Raw genomic sequence first — 18,969 nt, 5'->3', positions numbered from 1 at the left:
AGACTAGGAATGAAGAGCGTTTTGAAATTGTTGCCGGCCGTGACCCTTGCTGCGGGTCTGGCGCTTTCGGCCGTTCCGGCGATGGCGCAGCAGCCGGCGCCGGCCCAGCCCAAGGCGCCCGCCGCGCCGGCCCAGCCGAAGGCCTCGCCGGCGGCGATTGCCGCGGCCCGGGAGATCCTGCAGATCAAGAACGCCACCGCGATGTACACCGGCGCCGTGCCCGGCCTCGTCGAGAAGACCAAGATCGCGCTGATCCAGCAGAACCTCAACTACCAGAAGGACCTCAACGAGGTCGCCCAGGTCGTCGCCCAGCAGCTCAACGGCCGCCAGAACGAGATCGGCGAGGGCATGGCGCAGATCTACGCCAGCGAGTTCACCGAGCAGGAGCTGAAGGATCTCGTCACCTTCTACAAGTCGCCGCTCGGCAAGAAGCTGATCGACGCCGAGCCGCGCGCCATCGGCCTCAGCATGGCCTTCATGAACTCCTGGGCCCAGAACTTCTCCGAGACCGTGATGGGGGCCTTCCGCGCCGAGATGCGCAAGCGTGGCAAGGAAATCTGACCGTACCTATCTGATAGCGAGTTCCTAAAGCGCGTTATCGCGCTTTAGGTTGTCATTTGAGCATGATCCTTTCGGAAAACCGCTGCATTTTTCCGGATCATGCTCTAGAGGTCGGAGTGGACAATGGCTGAATTCGACGTCGACCTCTTCGTCATCGGTGGCGGCTCGGGCGGCGTGCGTGCCGCCCGCATCGCGGCCGGTCACGGCGCCGGCGTGATGATCGCGGAAGAATACCGCATGGGCGGCACCTGCGTGATCCGCGGCTGCGTGCCCAAGAAGCTGTTCGTGATCGGCTCGCATGTCCGTCACGAGATCGAGGACGCCGCCGGCTTCGGCTGGACCATCCCGTCGATGAGCTTCGACTGGGCGACGCTGATCGCCAACAAGGACAAGGAGATCGCGCGGCTGGAGGCGGCCTACACGACGAATGTCGAGAAGTCGGGCGCACAGATCGTCAAGAGCCGCGCGACGATCGAGGACAAGCACACCGTCCGTCTGCTCGAGAACGACCGCAAGATCAGGGCGAAGTACATCCTCATCGCCACCGGCGGCGCGCCCAACCACGGCGCGGCGATTCCCGGCATCGAGCACGTGATCTCGTCCAACGAGGCGTTTCACCTCAAGAAGCTGCCGAAGCGGATCGTGATCCAGGGCGGCGGCTACATCGCGCTGGAGTTCGCCGGAATCTTCGCCGGCTTCGGCTCCGACGTCACCGTGATCTATCGCGGCGACAACATCTTGCGCGGTTTTGACGAGGACGTGCGCGCCCATGTCCGCTCCGAGATGGAGAAGCAGGGCATCACTATCCTCACCGGCTGCACGGTGGCCAAGGTCGACCGCCACGGAGACGAGTTCACCACGCATCTGTCGAACGGCTCGAGCATCGCCTCGGACCAGGTGATGTTCGCGATCGGCCGCCATCCCAACGTCGCCAATCTCGGCCTGGAGAACGCCGGCGTCGCCATCAATCCGAAGAATGGCGGCATCGCGGTCGATCATTTCTCGAAGAGCTCGGTCGACAGCATCTATGCCATCGGCGACGTCACCCACCGTTTCAACCTGACGCCGGTCGCGATTCGCGAGGGTCATGCCTTCGCCGACACCGTGTTCGGCAAGCGCGAGGTGCAGGTGGATCACGCCAACATCCCGACGGCCGTGTTCTCGCAGCCGGAGGTCGGCACGGTTGGTCTGACGGAAACCGAGGCGCGCGCGCAGTTCAGCCACGTCGACATCTACAAGACGACGTTCCGCCCGATCAAGGCGACCATGTCCGGCCGCGACACGCGCGTGCTGATGAAGCTCGTGGTCGACGGCTCGACCGATCGCGTGCTCGGCTGCCACATCGTTGGCGATTGCGCCGCCGAGGTCACCCAGGTGGTGGCGATCGCGGTGAAGATGAAGGCGACCAAGGCGGATTTCGACGCGACCATCGCGCTGCATCCGACCGCGGCCGAAGAGCTCGTCACCATGCGTACGCCGACTGCGCGGCACGTGCGTCAGGCGGCGGAGTAGGCTGTCATCCGCCGGACGAGCCGGGCCTGCATGGTTCGAGACGCCCGCTTTGGCGGGCTCCTCACCATGAGGGTCTGAAATCTCGCCGCAACACGGGACCTCATCCTGAGGGCCCGCCGCGGGCGGGCGTCTCGAAGGATGGCCGCAAGCGAGATTTCCGCCTACCCGTACAGATACCCGACCGGCTTGCCTTCGGTGCGCAGGGGACGGACGTCCTTGTGGGTGATGATCTGACCGGCAAGGCCGTCGATCTCGTCGCGCTGCGTCGGCGTCCAGCTGCGAAGCTCGTTCATGCCCTTGAGCAGGCCGAGGCGGAGGACCTGGGTGTTCTCGCCGACGCCAATGAGGCTGACGGACTCCTTGCCCGCCGTTACCACGTCGCCGGCGGAAAGTTCAAAACTCTCGCCGGCTTTGTTCTTGAACTCGGCGGTGCCGCGAATGACGCGGTAGATCACGACCTCGCCCTTGGCGAAACAGCCGGCGTCCGCGGCGATGGACGTGCTCTTCGGCAGCAGCGAATGGCCGCGCGGATCGGTCGCGATGATGTGGCCCGTGACGAGATGACCGCTGGGAATCTCGATGCCGATGTCGCGCACGTAGACCGGCAGGGCCGATTTGACCGCGCCGCCGGTGAGCGGCTTGAACAGCGCGTCCAACGCGAGAGGATCCTGAAGCCAGAAGCCGGCATCGGCCGGCCGGTTGTGCAACTGATGACTCCAGGCCACGCGCGGCGTCTCGGCCTCGTTGATCTGGTCCGGACCGACGATGGTCGGGTTCGGAAAGGTGGTGGGATCGGTGATGAAGGCCTCGAGGAATTTGCCGGAATAGCCCATCGAGATCGGATCGGGCACGACCGTTTGCGGCGTCTTCAAGTTCTCTTCGGTCGACAGGCCCGACCAGGTGTAGAACAGCTGGCGGTGAACGATCGCGCTTTGCAGCATCACCGCGCCCGGACCGACATTGTAGAAGCGCCCGTCATAGTCGAAGGTGAACGCGCCGGACGTGACCAGCACGAGCTGGAAGCCGCCGGGCGGAAGATGCAGGTGGAAATCGGTAGGGCCGGTGTCCGGTCGGTAGATCGGCAGGTTGGTCGCGACCTCGTGCAGAAGGAAGGTTTCGTTGTTGGCGTGAAAGCCCTCATTGGCACGGTTGTAGAGCGCCTGCGGCCGGTAGGTCGCCTCGAACTTCGCATTCCTGTCGCGATCGATCGCAACGAAGTCCTGATCGTTGAGGCGAAGGGGTAAGCCATCCGGACGGGTGAGGCCGGTGAATTTGAGATCGCCCGCGGCATGCACGTTCATGGCATTCTCCGATGTGATGCCGTCATCCCGGAGCTGGGCGCACGCATCTTGCTGCTCCTGTCGTGGGAGGGCAGGGAATCCGGCGTAACGATGTCTTGCGAATTTTGGGCCAGTCGGCGCACGGCGCAGCGCGCAAGCTCGCCGGCTTCACGCGGCGCGAAAAAAATCGAGATTGCGCCTGAGGTTAGAGAACATGTTCACCAACCTGCCCGGGCCAACTCGCAAAGCCGGCAAGTCCGGTGCGGGGATGTATCTTGTCTAATTTGTCGGCATGTCCTGCAAACGGCATGCAGCCCTGCAAGTCGCGGGCATAGGCGAATGCCGCCGGCTCAGCGTCTGATACCGCTCATTCGAACGACCGACGAGCCATCCGCTCGGGTTTGCCGGACGGGCTGTCCGCCCACTTCGCCATGTCCACCGCGCGCGCGTCGATGCCTTCGCACCAGAGGCAGCTCAGCTCCGCGCGGCCCTTGGCCGTCAGCATCGGGACAAGTGCATGGCCGCAGCCGGTGCAGGACGTGATGCTATGCATGCGATTCTCCGCGATCAACGAACTCTGGGCGAGCTTTTCGCTGCCGAAGCTTGTGCGGGCGCTATGACGGAACGCTGCGTCCCATCGGAGCGCCCGTTCCTGAGATCGTAGCGATCCATCGTGACACGGCTGCGATGCCGCCGTCCCGTCGCGCATCTTGTCGAGGCGCGAATTGAAGGAGCGACGCTGTCGCCCATACACCGTCATTGCGAGCGCAGCGAAGCAATCCAGAGTCTTTCCGCGGAGACAGTCTGGATTGCTTCGCTGCGCTCGCAATGACGGTTGAAACAGGTGTGTGCGGTACCCATGGCCATCTCCCGTAGCCCGCATGAGCGAAGCGACGACCACTGTCCCGGATATCGCTGCGCTCATCCGGACTACGGAGCTGCGTGCGCAACTGCTTAACCAAACATGGCAACACGGAACCGATGCGGCCGCTGGTCGCAGTCGTATCGCCTTGATTCCGACAGACCCATCTTTATGTCTGAGGCGAACAAGAATCCGGGCCCCTCTGGCGAGGACGCCGACAGATGTCGGCAAACCTCGCGATGTCGGATGACCTGTCCCGCGCGAATGCGATGGATCGGCCGACCGTCGGGCCCTCTCGAGTTCCTTCCCGACCCGTCGTTCCATCGCAGCTCCGCGCGGACATTTGCGCAAAACGAGGAGCAACGATGTCTGACGCCAAATTCTCAAATACGATCGAGATCACCGAACCGTCCAGCCTGAACGAGCAGGCCGCAGTGGCGCTGGTCATTGCCGGCGCGCTGGTCGCCGTGGCCGACCGGCGCGTCTCGCCGGTCGAGCGTGACGAGGTGATCCGCTTCATCAGGGATCGTGGATTGGCGCCGCATATCGGCGACGAGCGGCTGCTTTCGATGTTCGACGAGCTTGCGGAACGATTGGAAGAGCCGGACTTTGCCAATGTGGTGATCGACACGCTGCGGCCGGTTTCGAACATGCCGCTGTCGTCGCATCTGATCGAGCTGTCGGAGCGCGTCGCGGCCGCGGACGAGGACGTGCATCCGCATGAGGTGCAGGCAATCAAGCTGTTGCGGCTTTTGACGCTGGTGCTGCCGCGCGCGAAGCAGGTCGGGCCGGGTGCGGTGAGCACCGCCCCAAAGGAGTGAGCATGAGCACAGCATCGGATGAGCACACGACCGGGACCGCGGGCGCCGCCAGCCAGATGGCCGGCGGCGATCCGCGCCTCGACAAGCTCGTCCACCGTCTGCCGCCGCGCATGGCCGACACCGTCAGCTATCTGCTCAAGCCGTCCAGCCGCTGGGTGCGGATCCCCTCGGGCGCGCTGCTTGTCGTCGGCGGAGTGCTCTCCTTCCTGCCGGTGCTCGGCGTCTGGATGCTGCCGCTTGGCCTTGCGCTGCTCGCCGAGGACGTGCCGGCGCTGCGTTCCTCCCGTTCAAAGGTCTTCGACTGGATCGAGCGGAAGAAGCCGCATTGGCTCGATCCGTCCACACCGAAAAATGATCAATCATGACTGAATTCATCACCGCCGACGCGCTGAGTGCGCTGCTTCAAGTCGTCCTGATCGACCTCGTGCTTGCCGGCGACAACGCCGTCGTCATCGGCCTTGCCGCCGCCGGCCTTCCGGCCGCGCAGCGCCGGCGTGCCATCATCGTCGGCATTGCCGCCGCAACGGCGCTGCGTATCGTCTTTGCCGGCGTCGCGACCCAGCTTCTGCAGGTGATCGGCCTGTTGCTCGCCGGCGGCGTGCTGCTCTTGTGGGTGTGCTGGAAGATGTGGCGCGAGATTCGCGAGCAGGCCGCGCACTCCAACCAGCTCGCGTTCAGCCATGGTCCCGGCGCGGATGCTGCGACGGCGCCGCACAAGACCTTCGGCCAGGCGGCGGTGCAGATCGTCGCGGCCGACGTCTCGATGTCGCTCGACAATGTTCTCGCGGTGGCGGGCGCCGCGCGCGAGCATCCCTACATCCTCGCCTTCGGCCTGTTGCTGTCGGTCGCGATGATGGGCGTTGCCGCCGACCTGCTCGGCCGCGTGCTGCAGAAGCAGCGCTGGATCGCCTATGTCGGTCTCGCCATCATCGTTTACGTCGCCTTCGAGATGATCTATCGGGGCTCGCTCGAGCTCGCGCCTGTGATCGCGAGTCTCTGAGCGCAATTCTTCTGAGGCGACGCTTCCTGCCTCCAATCCGGAGTAATCAATGACGTCCGAACGCAAAGCACCTTCGGCGCACGCCGTGCCGCGACCGCAAATCGGCCCGTTCGCGCAGTTGATCTTCGGCTCGCGATGGCTGCAGGTGCCGCTCTATGTCGGCCTGATCATCGCGCAGGGCGTCTACGTGCTGCTGTTCCTGAAAGAGCTCTGGCATCTGGTCGTGCATTCCTTCGACGCCAGCGAGCAGCAGATCATGCTGGTCGTGCTCGGACTGATCGACGTCGTCATGATCTCGAACCTGCTGGTGATGGTGATCGTCGGCGGCTACGAGACCTTCGTCTCGCGGCTCAACCTGAGCGGCCATCCCGACGAGCCGGAATGGCTCAGCCACGTCAATGCCAGCGTGCTCAAGATCAAGCTGGCAATGGCGATCATCGGCATCTCCTCGATCTCGCTGCTGCGGACCTTCATCGAGGCCGGTAATCTCGGCACCACGCGCAGCAATTTCACCGAGAGCGGCGTGATGTGGCAGGTTTTGATCCACCTGACCTTCATCATCTCCGCGATCGGTATCGCCTGGGTCGACCGCCTCAGCGAGAACGGCCACCGCAAGGCGGCAAGTCACGGCTGAGCGCGGGCGCGCTTGAGGCGACGTCACGAGGTCGGCGGATAGGCCGCGTTCTCCCGCCGCTCGCGCTCGCCCAGTTCGCGCACCAGCTCCTGAAGAAACGACTCGGTGTAGGCGGGTAGCGTCCGCTCGGCACGGACGTAGATGCCGAGATCGGACCAGACCGGGCTGCCGGCATTGTCGAGCGGCAGGAAGACGAGCTGGCCGTCGCGTGACAGCCTGTTGATGCCGAGCTGGGTCTGGAAGGCGACACCGACGCCGCGCGCGGCGAGCTCGCGCATCAGGTCGATCGAGTTGGCCTGGATCGCCGGCTCCGGCGTCTCCGAGAGCTGCGCGATCAGCGGCTGCAGTAGATGATAGATCGACAGCTCCGGCAGTGCGTTGATGACGGGGAAGGCGAGGCATTGCTCCAGCGTCACCGTCTTGCGGCGCGCCAACGGATGCTCGCGTGCGACCACCGCGCCGAGACGAAACCGCTTCAAGGCGACCTGCCGCAAATCGGGCGGGTGGCGGAGCGCCATGGCGATGCCGATGTCGGCTTCGCCGCGGCTTAAGGACTCCAGCACGTCCGACGATCCCTTCACCCCGGTGGTGAAGCTGACGCGGCGGGCCCGGCCGCGATGGGACGCGATCAGGTCCGGCAGCACGGATTCCGTCAGCGATTCGATGCAGGCGATGCGGACGGTGCCGCTCCAGGCGCCGGACAGGGAGGCGACGTCCGAGCGGAAGCGGTCGAGGTCCTGGAGCACGTTCATGACATGCCGGGCCAGCATCTCGCCGACCGTCGTCAGCGTCAGGCCGCGCGCATTTCGCTCGAACAGGGGTGACCCAACCTCTTGCTCGAGCTTGAGAATCTGGCGGCTGACTGCCGAGGAGGCGACGTTCAGTACGCGCGCCGCAGCCCGGATCGAGCCGGTGCGGCGGACGGCGTGGAAGTACTGGATGGCGGGTGAATGAAATCGCATGGGGTCCCCTGGGGAGGACTATAGCCGTTGCCGAAACGGCAGCAACATGTGCGAAATTCTCTGCTTTTCGAGAGCGCTGCTCCTCCTTACGTTCGCCGCCGGCCCGGCCGGTCCCCTTGGGGACCGCCGGGCTTCGCGCAACGAGGCGCCAGGGGATTTCGGGGTGGACGAGAACATCGCTTGCGAGCTGGAGCACCGGCCGGACACCCGTCTGGTCGATCGCCGACGGGCGGCCGCCTATGTCGGCGTGACCGCCGGGCGTTTCGAGCAATTGGTGCGTGACAGCGTCGTGCCGCCGCCGGTGATGGTGGACAACAAGCGTCGCTGGCCGATCGCCTTGCTCGATGTCGCGAGGGAAGCGGTCGTGAGCAGCATGCCGTGCCTGCCGCAGGTGATAGCCGAGGCCACGCCGGAGGCGCGCCTGTGCGAGCGCGATCCGGCGCCGGCCGTGCATGAATTGCCCGATCAGGCCTGGTTCGAGCAGCGCGCGCGGTTCGTGCAGCGCGTGCGCCGCTCGCTGCTTTCGGGCAACGAGATCCGCCTGCTGCGCGAGTTCAAGCTGCTGAGGCAGAACCAGATCAGCATGTTCGGCTATTACGGCAGCTTCGAAGCGCTGATGGTGCGCGGCTACATCGTCGAGATCGATCGCAAGCCGCCATCGAGTCGGCCGCTGGTGACCTATCGCCTGACCGAGCGCGGTGAGCAGGTGGTGTCGGCGCTGAAGGACGAGCCGCTGATGTAAGCGGCCGCGTGGCGCTGCCGGGACCGTGTCGCCGTCGGAAGTCGAAGCCACGCTCCCTCCGGCCGGTTCGAGATATTCCAAAACAACCGGCTGGACCTGATCGCAACTATCGCTATATTTTTCAGGATATAGCGGAACTGCGTCCCGGAGTTCTCGATGGAAATCAAGGTCAGATCGCTCACGACGTGCGAGGTGGCGGCCGACGGCGGCGCGATCTCGCTGGGCTTCGAGGACGTGACGGGCAATTCGGCTGCCGTCAGCGTCTCGCTCAACCAGGTCGGCGCCCTCATCATGACGCTGCCCGGACTGCTCGAGACGGCGCTGAAGGCCCGTTACGGCGACCAGAGCCTGCGCTACGCCTATCCGCTGGCGTCCTGGGTGCTGGAGCAATCGACCGACACGACCCAGCGCATCATCACGCTGCAGACCGAAGACGGCTTCAAGGTGCGGTTCTCGATCCCGAAGGCGGAGCAGAGCCTGCTGGGCGAAGCGCTGACGCAGCCGATGCCCGAGGTGGCGGTAAGGCCGAATTGACGGCCGTCAGGATTTCCGCGAACGGGCGATGTCGCTCCTGAGCGCCTCCAGCTCCTTGTGCACGGCGCGCGCGGCGTCGCGCTCGATCTTGCGGTAGCGCGCGACAAGCTTCTCACCGAAGGGAGTCAGCATCGCGCCGCCGCCGTTCTTGCCGCCGGCCTGCGGCTCGACCACGGCATGCCCGCAGATGCGCTTGATCTCGTCGACGAGGTCCCAGGCCCGCTTGTAGGACATGTCCATGGCCCGGCCGGCCGCCGAGATCGAGCCCTGCTCGCGGATCTGCTCCAGCAGCTCGATCTTGCCGGGGCCGATCCGGTCCTCGCCGTCGAGGTCGATTCGAAGGCTCAACTGGGGACGCGGTTTGGCGCTGGCGCGCGGCATGACGAGGACTCTTGGATCAATTCGCATCTGAGATTGCCACTCTTGCCCACCGCCGACAAGGTGAGCGCGGTCCTTGATCACCGCACGGCGTGCATCTCCAGAAACGCCTTCACGCCGGTCACGGTGCCCGTATCCGAGGGCACGTAGCCGGGCAGGGTGGCGACGGCGGCGCGGAAATCGGCGCTGCGGATGATCTCGAGGATGCGCTGCATCGGGGCGGTATCGAGGAAGGCGCGTTTGCAGACGAAGAAATAATCCTCGGTGAGGAGGCGGATGAAATCGAGGCCGAACTGCCGCGCGGCCGCCTCGACGCCGAAGCACGCATCCGCCATGCCGCTCGCGACATAGGCCGCGACCGCGGCGTGGGTGAACTCGATCTGCTGCGCGCCGTTGATCCTGCCTTCGTCGATGCGGTTTGCGGCGAGCAGCTGGTCGAACAACAGGCGCGTGCCGGAATCATGGTCGCGGTTGACGAACCGGACTTTTGGTCCGGTGAGGTCCTGCAGCGAGGCGATGCGCAGCGGATTGCCGCGCGCGACCATCAGGCCCATCTCGCGCGTGACGAAGCTGATGATGCGGTCCTCGCGCGGATCGAGCCATTCACGCGCGGCCTTGATGCCTTGCGCACGCAGCGCGCCGTGCGGCAGATGCAGGCCGGAGAGGTCGCAGGCACCTTGCGCCAGCGAGACCAGCGAATGCTGGTTGCTGACATAGCGCAGATCGACGCCGATGCCGGGCTCGCGGTCGAGGAACTCGCGCAGCTTCGCCACCGCAAAGCCGTGGCTCGCGTGAACTCTGATGACGGAAGGCCGCTGTTCGAGGAACGGCTTGATCTCGCTGGCGAGCTCCTGCGCCAGGTTTTCGAGCTGCGGGCCGAGCCGCGCCTGCATGCGCTCGCCGGCCCACACCAGCCGCTCGCCGAACGGCGTCAGCTTCGAGCCCTTGCCGCGTTGGGTCTCGACCAGCGGCGTGCCGAAGAACTCCGACCATTGCTCGATCAGATTCCAGACATGGCGATAGGAGAGATGCGCGTCGCTGGCGGCGCTGGTGATCTTGCCGGTCTTCCGGATTTCGTTGAGCACGCCGAGCATGACGGCGACGGTGCGCGGGCTGCCCTCGCGGCGAAACCGCCAGACAGCCTCGATCTCGATCTGAAGCATCGGCCTTTCCTTATGAACTACACTTCATATATTCGGCGTCCATTTGCAGATCATATCATATTTACTCCGGCCAATAGACGCCTAGTCTGGCATACCAGAACAGGAGGAAATATGATGTCAGTTGCATATGACTTTGCGCATTCGCCGGCGACCGAGTTCATGGCCCGGCCGCAGCACCTGCTCATCGACGGCCGCCGCGTCCCCGCCAGCTCCGGCCGCACCTTCAAATCCCTCAATCCTGCAACGGGGCAGGTCATCGCCACCGTCGCCGAGGGTGGCGAGGCCGATGTCGAGCATGCCGTCGCCGCGGCGCGCCGGGCGTTCGAAGGTCCATGGCGGACGATGCGCGCCTCCGAGCGCGGCCAGATCCTGCTGCGCTGGGCGGACCTGCTGAAGGCACACGCCGAGGAAATCATCGAGCTGGAGTCGATAGATGCCGGCAAGCCGATTTCCGCGACGATGCGCCAGGACTTTCCGGCCGCCGTCGACACGCTGATCTACTACGCCGGCTGGGCCGACAAGATCAGCGGCGACGTCGTGCCGGTGCGCGACGACGCGCTGACCTACACCATGCGTGAGCCTGTCGGCGTGGTCGCGGCGATCGTGCCGTGGAATTTTCCGCTGATGATCGGGATGTGGAAGCTGGCGCCGGCGCTGGCCTGCGGCTGCACCATCGTGATGAAGCCGGCCGAGCTGACCTCGCTGTCGGCGCTGCGCATCGCCGAGCTCGCGCTCGAAGCCGGGCTGCCGGCGGGCGTGTTCAACGTCGTGACGGGTCCGGGGCGCGTCGTCGGCGATGCGCTGGTCAATCACCCCGACGTCGACAAGGTCACCTTCACCGGCTCGCCCGGTGTGGGCCGCGGAATCATGAAGGGCGCGGCCGGCAACTTCAAGCGCGTCTCGCTCGAGCTTGGCGGCAAATCGGCCAATATCATCTTCGATGACGCCGATCTCGAAGCGGCGAGCAAGGCGGCGGCCTCCGGCATCTTCTTCAATGCCGGCCAGGTCTGCTCGGCCGGCTCCCGCGTGCTGGTGCAGGAGAAGGCTTATGACGAGGTCGTCGAGCGGCTGGCTGCGCGCGCGAAATCGCTCAGGATCGGCGATCCGCTCGACCGCAAGACGGCGCTCGGCCCGGTCATCTCCGAGAAGCAGATGAAGTCGATCCTCGACTATGTCGATATCGGCCGGAAGGAGGGCGCGACCCTCGTCACCGGCGGGACGCGGGTCGGCGAGCGCGGTTACTTCATCAGCCCGACGGTGTTCGCGGATGTCGCCCACGAGATGCGGATCTCGCAGGAGGAAATCTTCGGCCCCGTCGTCAGCGTCATCAAGTTCAGGGACGAGGCCGATGCGCTGCGGATCGCCAACGGCACCGCCTACAGCCTCGCCGCCGGCGTCTGGAGCCGCGACATCGGCAAGCTGCAGCGTTTCGCCAAGCGGGCCCGCGCCGGCACGGTCTGGATGAACACCTATGGCTATACCGACGTGCGCTTGCCCTGGGGCGGCGAGCGCGACTCCGGCCTCGGCCGCGAGCACGGCACCGCGGCGCTCGACAATTTCACCGAGCCCAAGGCTGTCTGGATGAATCTGGCCGTCTGATAACCTCCCGATCGGCCAATCCTGGGCCCGCCTGATCGTCCGGTCAGGCGGGCTCTTTTTCAAGATCGATAAAATCGTCTGCATCCGGCTCAGCGGCCGCAAACCATCTCGACAAGAAGCGCGGCGCCTTAAACCAGAGCTTTGGAACCGACCTGCATCCTGCCCGCAAAAGGGCAGGGCATCATCATGTCAATCTTCAGGGAGATCGTCGTGGCGGTTGCAGGAGTGTACGCGCTCCTGTTCGCCTGCGACGCGGTGTTCGGCGTCGGCGAGGCGCGGTTCGACGACGCCTATTACAGCGCCAGCTTCTACGCACCCAAGCCGAAGGAGTTTCGGTTCGCGAGCGACACGCCACCGGCGGTCCGCGTCAGCGAAGCGTTCGCGCAGTTTGCGCCGAGCGATGCCAAGCCGAACAGGCGCTACTCGTCTCTGACGACGATCATCCGCTGACGCAGTCTCACTCTCCCTGCAGCCATTCCGCGACGCCGCGCCACAGCGTGTCGCGGTGCGCGGGGCGGAAGAAGCCGAAATGGCCTATTCCCTTGGCGCCGACTTCGGACGGCGTCACCGTCAATACCTCCGGCTTGATCGCGGTGAAGCCGCCCATGAGCAACTCGATCGCGGGCCGCGTCGCCCAGGGATCGTCCGAGAAGCACAGCGCGCGCAGCTCGCCCTTGAACTTGGCGAAATTGTCCAGCGCCGGCAGCTTCGAATCGAACAGATAGCGCGGGCTCCGGACCCATTCGGCCCATTGCAGGAAGACGCCCTTGGGCAAATCCTCGCCGATGCCGGCCCAGCCCGGCGCGTAGCCGAGCGCGTGGGCCAGCGGCACGCCGACGAAATTCATGAAGGCGTAGACGCGGTATTTCTCCGGCGAGGTCATCAGCCGCCAGGTCGCGGCCTGCGAGGCCACGAAGGCGGCGCGGGAGATCTCACTGTTGTTCTCGATCAGCCCGAGCGCCTGGCCGCCGTAGGAATGGCCGACATAGGCAAGGGGCAGCGTATTGTACCGCTCGCGCATCCAGCGCACCGCGGCGGTGACGTCGAGCGCGGCCCAGTCCGACATCGAGGCCTTGAAGCCGACCAGCGATTTCGGCTGGTTGTAGCCGACCATCGCCGGCAGCCGGGAGTCGCCGATGCCGCGGTAGTCGTAAGTGAGGACCGCGCAGCCGCGATGGGCGAGGTAGGAGGCAAAGCCGCGATAGATTTTTCGCGGGACGGCGGTGGCCGAATTGATCAGGACGGCGTGGCGCTTGGTGCCGCGCGGCAGAAACAGGGTGCCGGCCAGCGCATACCCGTCGGCCGCCGGGAAGCTGATCTCGTCGATGAAAACGTCGTCCAGTGCCGCGTCCATGGGCGGAAGGTGTCTTGCCGGTTTCCTCGCTACCCCTAGCAAATGCGAATTCAGCTTTGCCCGCAAGGGTTTGCAATGCGAAACGGATTTACAACTGGCGATGTCGTGCCAGCCTGTGTATAAGGCGGCCCTCGCAACCCCTAGATCAGGTTGTGCTTTTTGCTTCACGGAGAGATTGCGATGTCCGAGCGGTGGACGCCCGAGTCCTGGCGCAGCAAGCCGGTGCTACAGGTGCCCGATTATCCCGACGCCAAGGCCCTGGCCGACGTCGAGGCGCAGCTTGCGACCTTTCCACCGCTGGTGTTCGCCGGCGAGGCGCGCAATCTGAAGAAGGCGCTGGCCCGTGTCGCGGCCGGCGAGGCCTTCCTGCTCCAGGGCGGCGACTGCGCCGAGAGCTTTGCCGAGCACGGCGCCAACAACATCCGCGACTTCTTCCGCGTGCTGCTGCAGATGGCGGTCGTCTTGACCTATGCAGGTGCAGTGCCGGTGGTGAAGGTCGGCCGCGTTGCCGGCCAATTTGCAAAACCGCGCTCATCGCCGACCGAGAAGATTGATGGCGTCGAGCTGCCGAGCTATCGCGGCGACATCGTCAACGACATCGCTTTCACCAAGGAAGCGCGCGTGCCGGATCCGCAGCGCCAGCTGATGGCCTATCGCCAGTCGGCGGCGACGCTGAACCTGCTGCGTGCGTTCGCCACCGGCGGCTACGCCAATCTCGGCAGCGTGCATCAATGGATGCTCGGCTTCCTCAAGGATAGCCCGCAGTCCCGCCGCTACAAGGAATTGGCCGACCGCATTTCGGATGCGCTCAATTTCATGCGCGCCTGCGGCCTCGATCTCGAGGCCCATCCTGAGCTCCGCTCGACCGATTTCTACACCAGCCACGAGGCGCTGCTGCTCGGCTACGAGCAGGCCATGACCCGCGTCGATTCCACCACCGGCGATTGGTACACGACCTCGGGCCATATGATCTGGATCGGCGATCGCACCCGCCAGCTCGATCACGGCCATATCGAATATTTCCGCGGCATCAAGAACCCGATCGGGCTCAAATGCGGCCCGTCGCTGAAGCCCGACGAGCTCCTGAAGCTGATCGACGTGCTCAATCCCGACAACGAGCCGGGCCGGTTGACGCTGATCGGCCGCTTCGGCTCCGACAAGGTCGGCGAGCATCTGCCGAACATGATCCGCGCCGTGAAGCGCGAGGGCAAAGTGGTGGTCTGGTCGTGCGATCCCATGCACGGCAACACCATCACCTCGACGTCGGGCTACAAGACGCGGCCGTTCGACCGCATCCTGTCCGAGGTGAAGTCGTTCTTCGCGATCCACGCCGCCGAAGGCACCCATGCCGGCGGCGTGCATCTGGAGATGACGGGCAAGGACGTCACCGAATGCCTCGGCGGCGCCCGCGCGATCACGGACGAGGATCTCAACGACCGCTACCACACGGTCTGCGATCCGCGCCTCAACGCCGAGCAATCCATCGACATGGCCTTCCTGGTCGCCGAGCTGCTGAAGCAGGAACGCGCCGGCAAGACCAAGCCGATGCCGGCCGCAGCGGGGCTCTAGGACCTTGCTGCGAATCTGGAAGGCCACGATCAATTCCCGCAACGGTCTGGCTTTTGCGTTCCGCTCGGAGCAGGCCATCCGCGAGGAGATCTTTGCGCTCCTCGTATCGCTGCCGGTGGCCTGGTTCATCGGCGCGACAGCGATGCGTGCGGTCGAATTGATTTGTGCGGTCGCGTTCGTGCTGACGGTCGAGCTGCTCAACACGGCGATCGAGAAGCTCGCCGACCGTCTGACCATGGATCACGACAAGCAGATCGGCCGCGTCAAGGACATGGGCTCGGCCGCCGTTGGTGTGGCGCTGCTGATGGCGGGCGCGTTCTGGATCTTTGCCATCGTCGAGCGGCTGGGTTTCGTCTGACGAGAATTGAAAAGGGCGGCCATGACCGAACGTCTCAACGCATTCGCGGTCACGCTCGCCCAGCTCAATCCGACCGTGGGCGACATCGAGGGCAATGCCGCGAAGGTGCGCGCCGCGCGCGCGAAAGCCGCCGCCGACGGCGCCGATCTCGTGCTGTTTCCGGAATTGTTCATTTCTGGCTATCCGCCGGAAGATCTGGTGCAGAAGCCGGCCTTCCAGGCCGCCTGCCGCGTCGCGATCGAAGCGCTCGCCCGTGAGACCGCCGATGGCGGGCCGGCCATGCTGGTCGGCACGCCCTGGGTCGAGGACGGCAGGCTTTACAATGCCTGCGCGCTGCTCGACGGCGGCCGCATCGCCGCACTTCGCTTCAAGTGCAATCTGCCGAATTACGGCGTGTTCGACGAGAAGCGGTTGTTTGCGCGGGGACCTGCGGCCGGCCCCGTCACGGTGCGCGGCGTTCGCATCGGCGTGCCGATCTGCGAGGACATCTGGCTCGAGGAGTCCGAGGACTACGAAAACGTGGTCGAGACCCTGGCCGAGACCGGCGCCGAGATCATCCTGGTGCCGAACGGCTCGCCTTACGCCCGCGACAAGAACGACGTGCGGCTGTCGGTGGCGGTGGCGCGCGTCACCGAGAGCGGGCTGCCGCTGGTCTATCTCAACCAGGTTTGCGGCCAGGACGAACTGGTGTTCGACGGCGCGTCCTTCGCGCTCAACGGCGACCTCTCGCTTGCAGCGCAATTGCCGGCGTTCGAGGAAAACGTCACCACGGTCCGCTTCACCCGGAACGGCGACGACTGGCGCTGCACGGGGCCGATCGCGGAGCAGGTCGAGGGCGACAAGGCCGATTACGCCGCCTGCGTGCTGGGCCTACGCGACTATGTCGGCAAGAACGGTTTTCCCGGCGTGCTGCTTGGCATCTCCGGTGGCATCGATTCCGCCCTGTGCGCGGCGATCGCGATCGACGCGCTCGGCGCCGACCAGGTGCATGGCGTGATGCTGCCTTATCGCTATACGGCGGCACACTCGATTGCGGATGCCGGCGAACTCGCCGGCCATCTCGGCATCCGCTACGAGGTGTTGCCGATCGCGGAGGCCGTGACCGGGTTTGAGGCCATCTTGTCCGGCATCTTCAAGAACCTGCCGCCCGATATCACCGAGGAAAACCTCCAGGCCCGCACCCGCGGCACGCTCTTGATGGCGATCTCCAACAAGACCGGGCTGATGGTGGTGACCACGGGAAACAAGTCGGAGATGTCGGTCGGCTACGCCACGCTTTATGGCGACATGAACGGCGGCTTCAACCCGATCAAGGACATCTACAAGACGCAGGTGTTTCGCTTGGCGAGCCTGCGTAACGGCTGGAAGCCGGATGGCGCGCTCGGGCCCGCGGGCGAGGTCATTCCCCCTGACATCATCACGCGTCCGCCGACGGCGGAGCTGCGCGAGAACCAGACCGATCAGGATTCATTGCCGCCTTATGACGTGCTCGATGCCATCCTCGAGCGTCTGGTCGAACGCGAGGAGCCACTCGATGCGATCATCGCCGCCGGCTTCGACCGCGAGACGGTCGCCCGCATCGACCATCTGCTCAACGTCGCCGAATACAAGCGCCGCCAGGCCGCGCCCGGCGTGAAGGTGACGGCCAGGAATTTCGGCCGCGACCGCCGCTATCCCATCACCAACCGCTTCCGCGACAAGGGTGAGAGGCTGCCGGCCCCGGACGAGACGCTGGTCTCGCGCGGCAGCAAGGCGTCGATCGACGCGTTCGAGGGGTGAAGCTTTCGGTGTGAGAGCGATAGCGCCCCAAGGTTCGCCGTCATCATCCGCGAAGGCGGATGATCCAGTACTCCGCGGCGGATGTAGAGACGACCGACTTCAGCCATAGAGCGTCAATAAGGATGGCCCCGCGCTGGCGTCGGGCAGGTGAGGCATGGCAGACGAGTTCATCCTGGATATCGAGGATCTCCGTGAGGTCGCTGCATACGCGGCGGAAAATGCCGTGGACGTGCTGGAGATATTCGAGCAATCGCATCCCGGGGATTCCCGTCCGAGGGATGCGCTCGAAACCGCCCGGACATTCGCGCTGGGGGGCAAGCGCGTGAAGGCCCTGCGCGATGCGGCCTGGGCGGCCCTGAAGGCCGCAAAGGAAACCGAAAATGCAGCAGCCAGCCAGGCTGCGCGAGCTGCGATGTGCGCCTCGGCTGCGGCCTATCTTCATCCCCTGGCTCGATCGACTCAGGTCAGGCACATTCTTGGTGCGCCCGCCCATGCAGCCCGAGCCGCCGAACTCGCAGCGGGTGACGTTCCGGGTATTGGTGCCGACTATGTTGAGCGCGCCGTCCGGCGCGCGACGCCGGCGCTCATCGAGGTGCTGCGCCGCTACCCGCTCGCACCGTCCGGTGGCGGGCGGGTGGGTGAACTGCTGCGCGCAATCGATCGGAGGCTTCGCGGTGAGCTGGCGTAACCAGATGCCCACCTCGCAGGGTAACGGCGGTGAGAACTCAGCTTGCCGCTATGACGGGGTTGCGAAAAACAGCACCCGCAGGAAGTGCGTGTATTCGGATTCGAGCACCATGATCGACACGAATACCAACACCGCGATCGGCGGCAGCAGGATGGCATAGGCCAAGGCCAGTCGCTCCCAGGCCATGTGCATGAACACGGCGACGATCAGGCCGGCCTTCAACATCATGAACAGCAGGATCAACGACCACCTCAGATAGCCGTGCAGGCCAAAGTAGTCGATGAGATAGGAGCCCGTGCTGAGGACGAACAGCCAGCCCCAGACCACGAGGTAGAGCTTGATCGGGTGCTGTTGACCCTTGGCGTGAACGGCTCCCGTTGCGACTGCGCCATGCGCCGGAGCGTGGAGCTGTCCTTCCATGTGTACCGCCGCGTTTGTCATGCGCCGACCTCACCAAAGGTAGAAGAATGCAAAGATGAAGACCCACACGAGATCGACGAAGTGCCAGTACAGGCCCATGATCTCGACGATCTCGTAGTACCCCTTGCGGCTCGTGAAGAAGCCGCGCCTCTCGACGTCGAAGTCTCCCCGCCAGACTTTTCGCGCGATCGCGATCAGGAAGATCACGCCGATCGTCACGTGGGTGCCGTGGAAGCCGGTGATCATGAAGAAGCTCGCACCAAACTGCGGCGCACCCCATGGATTGCCCCAGGGCCGAACCCCCTCCATGATCAGCTTGGTCCATTCGAAGGCCTGCATTCCGACGAAGGTTGCGCCGAAGGCTGCAGTGACCAGCATCAGGATTGCGGTTCTCACGCGATCGCGGCGGTAGCCGAAATTGACGGCCATCGCCATCGTTCCGCTGCTGCTGATCAGCACGAAGGTCATGATGGCGATCAGGATCAGGGGGATGTGGTTGCCCCCGATATTGAGGGCGAAGACTTCGCTGGGATTCGGCCACGGCACGGTCGTCGACATGCGCGCCGTCATGTAGGAGAGCAGGAAGCAACTGAAGATGAAGGTGTCGCTGAGGAGGAAGATCCACATCATGGCCTTGCCCCAGGACACGTTCTTGAAGGCACGCTGATCGGACGCCCAGTCGGCGGCGATGCCGCGCCAGCCTTCAAGCCGCGCAGTCGGTTGGCCAGAATGTGTCAGCACGGTCTCAGCCAT

The 18,969-nt window shown here is 64.9% G+C and carries 22 protein-coding genes; 14 read left to right on the top strand and 8 right to left on the bottom strand.

What is annotated here, in order from left to right; translation table 11 throughout:
- Window positions 1–9 precede the first annotated feature (9 nt).
- Together N2603_RS27420 and gor are read left to right on the top strand one after the other, a co-directional pair.
- The gene (locus N2603_RS27420) at window positions 10–561 is read left to right on the top strand and encodes a DUF2059 domain-containing protein (protein WP_018645503.1); all 552 of its coding nucleotides are present in this window, start codon (window positions 10–12) and stop codon (window positions 559–561) included.
- A 123-nt stretch (window positions 562–684) separates the two neighbouring features.
- Complete coding sequence (gene gor, locus N2603_RS27415; RefSeq protein WP_260384581.1) at window positions 685–2,073, top strand: glutathione-disulfide reductase; 1,389 nt, start codon at window positions 685–687, stop codon at window positions 2,071–2,073.
- Between the two features lie 161 nt (window positions 2,074–2,234).
- On the opposite strand, the gene N2603_RS27410 is transcribed toward gor, so the two are convergent.
- Together N2603_RS27410 and N2603_RS27405 are read right to left on the bottom strand one after the other, a co-directional pair.
- Window positions 2,235–3,374, bottom strand: a complete 1,140-nt coding sequence (locus N2603_RS27410) for a glucuronate isomerase (protein ID WP_260384580.1) — start codon at window positions 3,372–3,374, stop codon at window positions 2,235–2,237.
- 346 nt (window positions 3,375–3,720) lie between these two features.
- Window positions 3,721–3,906 carry a hypothetical protein gene (locus N2603_RS27405; RefSeq protein WP_026312396.1) on the bottom strand — a complete coding sequence of 62 codons (186 nt, stop codon included), beginning with the start codon at window positions 3,904–3,906 and terminating at the stop codon, window positions 3,721–3,723.
- A gap of 674 nt (window positions 3,907–4,580) precedes the next feature.
- Here N2603_RS27405 and N2603_RS27400 point away from each other — a divergent pair.
- The 4 genes from N2603_RS27400 to N2603_RS27385 are packed head-to-tail and all read left to right on the top strand — an operon-like array spanning window position 4,581 to window position 6,670.
- On the top strand, window positions 4,581–5,036 hold the full coding sequence (locus tag N2603_RS27400) for a TerB family tellurite resistance protein (RefSeq protein ID WP_260384579.1): 456 nt from the start codon (window positions 4,581–4,583) through the stop codon (window positions 5,034–5,036).
- Window positions 5,037–5,038: 2 nt separating this feature from the next.
- Window positions 5,039–5,401, top strand: coding sequence for a hypothetical protein (locus N2603_RS27395; protein ID WP_026312397.1), 363 nt, complete (start codon window positions 5,039–5,041; stop codon window positions 5,399–5,401).
- Window positions 5,398–6,036, top strand: a complete 639-nt coding sequence (locus tag N2603_RS27390) for a YjbE family putative metal transport protein (protein WP_018645509.1) — start codon at window positions 5,398–5,400, stop codon at window positions 6,034–6,036. Before N2603_RS27395 ends, N2603_RS27390 begins: the two co-directional genes overlap by 4 nt.
- Window positions 6,037–6,085: 49 nt before the next feature.
- Window positions 6,086–6,670, top strand: coding sequence for a TIGR00645 family protein (locus N2603_RS27385; RefSeq protein ID WP_260384578.1), 585 nt, complete (start codon window positions 6,086–6,088; stop codon window positions 6,668–6,670).
- A gap of 23 nt (window positions 6,671–6,693) precedes the next feature.
- Here N2603_RS27385 and N2603_RS27380 read toward each other — a convergent pair whose 3' ends face one another.
- Entirely contained in the window at window positions 6,694–7,632 is a 939-nt protein-coding gene (locus N2603_RS27380) for a LysR family transcriptional regulator (RefSeq protein WP_260384577.1), read from the bottom strand.
- 163 nt (window positions 7,633–7,795) lie between these two features.
- Between N2603_RS27380 and N2603_RS27375 the strand changes: the two genes are divergently transcribed.
- Window positions 7,796–8,374, top strand: a complete 579-nt coding sequence (locus tag N2603_RS27375) for a hypothetical protein (protein WP_260384576.1) — start codon at window positions 7,796–7,798, stop codon at window positions 8,372–8,374.
- Between the two features lie 156 nt (window positions 8,375–8,530).
- Entirely contained in the window at window positions 8,531–8,908 is a 378-nt protein-coding gene (locus tag N2603_RS27370; RefSeq protein ID WP_260384575.1) for a hypothetical protein, read from the top strand.
- A 6-nt stretch (window positions 8,909–8,914) separates the two neighbouring features.
- On the opposite strand, the gene N2603_RS27365 is transcribed toward N2603_RS27370, so the two are convergent.
- Together N2603_RS27365 and N2603_RS27360 are read right to left on the bottom strand one after the other, a co-directional pair.
- Window positions 8,915–9,289 (bottom strand): winged helix-turn-helix domain-containing protein, encoded by a 375-nt coding sequence (locus N2603_RS27365; RefSeq protein WP_260384574.1) that lies wholly within the window; start codon window positions 9,287–9,289, stop codon window positions 8,915–8,917.
- A gap of 77 nt (window positions 9,290–9,366) precedes the next feature.
- Window positions 9,367–10,449 carry a substrate-binding domain-containing protein gene (locus N2603_RS27360; RefSeq protein WP_018645515.1) on the bottom strand — a complete coding sequence of 361 codons (1,083 nt, stop codon included), beginning with the start codon at window positions 10,447–10,449 and terminating at the stop codon, window positions 9,367–9,369.
- Between the two features lie 114 nt (window positions 10,450–10,563).
- Here N2603_RS27360 and N2603_RS27355 point away from each other — a divergent pair, with 114 nt between their 5' ends.
- Both N2603_RS27355 and N2603_RS27350 read left to right on the top strand, forming a co-directional pair.
- Window positions 10,564–12,048 (top strand): aldehyde dehydrogenase family protein, encoded by a 1,485-nt coding sequence (locus N2603_RS27355; RefSeq protein ID WP_260424267.1) that lies wholly within the window; start codon window positions 10,564–10,566, stop codon window positions 12,046–12,048.
- 186 nt (window positions 12,049–12,234) lie between these two features.
- Window positions 12,235–12,498, top strand: a complete 264-nt coding sequence (locus N2603_RS27350) for a hypothetical protein (RefSeq protein WP_026312400.1) — start codon at window positions 12,235–12,237, stop codon at window positions 12,496–12,498.
- A gap of 7 nt (window positions 12,499–12,505) precedes the next feature.
- Here the strand turns inward: N2603_RS27350 and N2603_RS27345 are convergent, their stop codons facing one another.
- Window positions 12,506–13,402 carry an alpha/beta hydrolase family protein gene (locus N2603_RS27345; RefSeq protein ID WP_260384573.1) on the bottom strand — a complete coding sequence of 299 codons (897 nt, stop codon included), beginning with the start codon at window positions 13,400–13,402 and terminating at the stop codon, window positions 12,506–12,508.
- A 180-nt stretch (window positions 13,403–13,582) separates the two neighbouring features.
- Here N2603_RS27345 and N2603_RS27340 point away from each other — a divergent pair, with 180 nt between their 5' ends.
- The 4 genes from N2603_RS27340 to N2603_RS27325 all read left to right on the top strand — a co-directional run bounded on the left by N2603_RS27340 (window position 13,583) and on the right by N2603_RS27325 (window position 17,796).
- Entirely contained in the window at window positions 13,583–14,971 is a 1,389-nt protein-coding gene (locus N2603_RS27340; RefSeq protein ID WP_260384572.1) for a class II 3-deoxy-7-phosphoheptulonate synthase, read from the top strand.
- 4 nt (window positions 14,972–14,975) lie between these two features.
- The gene (locus tag N2603_RS27335) at window positions 14,976–15,329 is read left to right on the top strand and encodes a diacylglycerol kinase (protein WP_211409207.1); all 354 of its coding nucleotides are present in this window, start codon (window positions 14,976–14,978) and stop codon (window positions 15,327–15,329) included.
- A gap of 21 nt (window positions 15,330–15,350) precedes the next feature.
- On the top strand, window positions 15,351–17,108 hold the full coding sequence (locus tag N2603_RS27330; protein ID WP_260384571.1) for an NAD+ synthase: 1,758 nt from the start codon (window positions 15,351–15,353) through the stop codon (window positions 17,106–17,108).
- A 154-nt stretch (window positions 17,109–17,262) separates the two neighbouring features.
- A complete protein-coding gene (locus N2603_RS27325; protein WP_260384570.1) occupies window positions 17,263–17,796 on the top strand; it encodes a putative immunity protein in 534 nt (177 codons plus the stop codon).
- A 48-nt stretch (window positions 17,797–17,844) separates the two neighbouring features.
- Here the strand turns inward: N2603_RS27325 and N2603_RS27320 are convergent, their stop codons facing one another.
- Window positions 17,845–18,237 (bottom strand): cytochrome C oxidase subunit IV family protein, encoded by a 393-nt coding sequence (locus tag N2603_RS27320; RefSeq protein ID WP_260384569.1) that lies wholly within the window; start codon window positions 18,235–18,237, stop codon window positions 17,845–17,847.
- A 9-nt stretch (window positions 18,238–18,246) separates the two neighbouring features.
- The gene (locus N2603_RS27315) at window positions 18,247–18,969 is read right to left on the bottom strand and encodes a heme-copper oxidase subunit III family protein (RefSeq protein WP_018645523.1); all 723 of its coding nucleotides are present in this window, start codon (window positions 18,967–18,969) and stop codon (window positions 18,247–18,249) included.

The organism is Bradyrhizobium huanghuaihaiense (genome assembly GCF_025200885.1).
GTDB lineage: Bacteria > Pseudomonadota > Alphaproteobacteria > Rhizobiales > Xanthobacteraceae > Bradyrhizobium > Bradyrhizobium huanghuaihaiense.
Note: the sequence above shows the minus strand (reverse complement) of the source record. Positions and strands in the feature narration are given on the sequence as shown.

Excerpts from the sequence above, each read along its gene's own strand:
- N2603_RS27420 (WP_018645503.1), top strand. The coding sequence starts at position 10 with ATGAAGAGCGTTTTGAAATTGTTGCCGGCCGTGACCCTTGCTGCGGGT.
- gor (WP_260384581.1), top strand. The coding sequence starts at position 685 with ATGGCTGAATTCGACGTCGACCTCTTCGTCATCGGTGGCGGCTCGGGC.
- N2603_RS27410 (WP_260384580.1), bottom strand. The coding sequence starts at position 3,374 with ATGAACGTGCATGCCGCGGGCGATCTCAAATTCACCGGCCTCACCCGT.
- N2603_RS27405 (WP_026312396.1), bottom strand. The coding sequence starts at position 3,906 with ATGCATAGCATCACGTCCTGCACCGGCTGCGGCCATGCACTTGTCCCG.
- N2603_RS27400 (WP_260384579.1), top strand. The coding sequence starts at position 4,581 with ATGTCTGACGCCAAATTCTCAAATACGATCGAGATCACCGAACCGTCC.
- N2603_RS27395 (WP_026312397.1), top strand. The coding sequence starts at position 5,039 with ATGAGCACAGCATCGGATGAGCACACGACCGGGACCGCGGGCGCCGCC.
- N2603_RS27390 (WP_018645509.1), top strand. The coding sequence starts at position 5,398 with ATGACTGAATTCATCACCGCCGACGCGCTGAGTGCGCTGCTTCAAGTC.
- N2603_RS27385 (WP_260384578.1), top strand. The coding sequence starts at position 6,086 with ATGACGTCCGAACGCAAAGCACCTTCGGCGCACGCCGTGCCGCGACCG.
- N2603_RS27380 (WP_260384577.1), bottom strand. The coding sequence starts at position 7,632 with ATGCGATTTCATTCACCCGCCATCCAGTACTTCCACGCCGTCCGCCGC.
- N2603_RS27370 (WP_260384575.1), top strand. The coding sequence starts at position 8,531 with ATGGAAATCAAGGTCAGATCGCTCACGACGTGCGAGGTGGCGGCCGAC.
- N2603_RS27365 (WP_260384574.1), bottom strand. The coding sequence starts at position 9,289 with ATGCCGCGCGCCAGCGCCAAACCGCGTCCCCAGTTGAGCCTTCGAATC.
- N2603_RS27360 (WP_018645515.1), bottom strand. The coding sequence starts at position 10,449 with ATGCTTCAGATCGAGATCGAGGCTGTCTGGCGGTTTCGCCGCGAGGGC.
- N2603_RS27355 (WP_260424267.1), top strand. The coding sequence starts at position 10,564 with ATGTCAGTTGCATATGACTTTGCGCATTCGCCGGCGACCGAGTTCATG.
- N2603_RS27350 (WP_026312400.1), top strand. The coding sequence starts at position 12,235 with ATGTCAATCTTCAGGGAGATCGTCGTGGCGGTTGCAGGAGTGTACGCG.
- N2603_RS27345 (WP_260384573.1), bottom strand. The coding sequence starts at position 13,402 with ATGGACGCGGCACTGGACGACGTTTTCATCGACGAGATCAGCTTCCCG.
- N2603_RS27340 (WP_260384572.1), top strand. The coding sequence starts at position 13,583 with ATGTCCGAGCGGTGGACGCCCGAGTCCTGGCGCAGCAAGCCGGTGCTA.
- N2603_RS27330 (WP_260384571.1), top strand. The coding sequence starts at position 15,351 with ATGACCGAACGTCTCAACGCATTCGCGGTCACGCTCGCCCAGCTCAAT.
- N2603_RS27325 (WP_260384570.1), top strand. The coding sequence starts at position 17,263 with ATGGCAGACGAGTTCATCCTGGATATCGAGGATCTCCGTGAGGTCGCT.
- N2603_RS27320 (WP_260384569.1), bottom strand. The coding sequence starts at position 18,237 with ATGACAAACGCGGCGGTACACATGGAAGGACAGCTCCACGCTCCGGCG.
- N2603_RS27315 (WP_018645523.1), bottom strand. The coding sequence starts at position 18,969 with ATGGCTGAGACCGTGCTGACACATTCTGGCCAACCGACTGCGCGGCTT.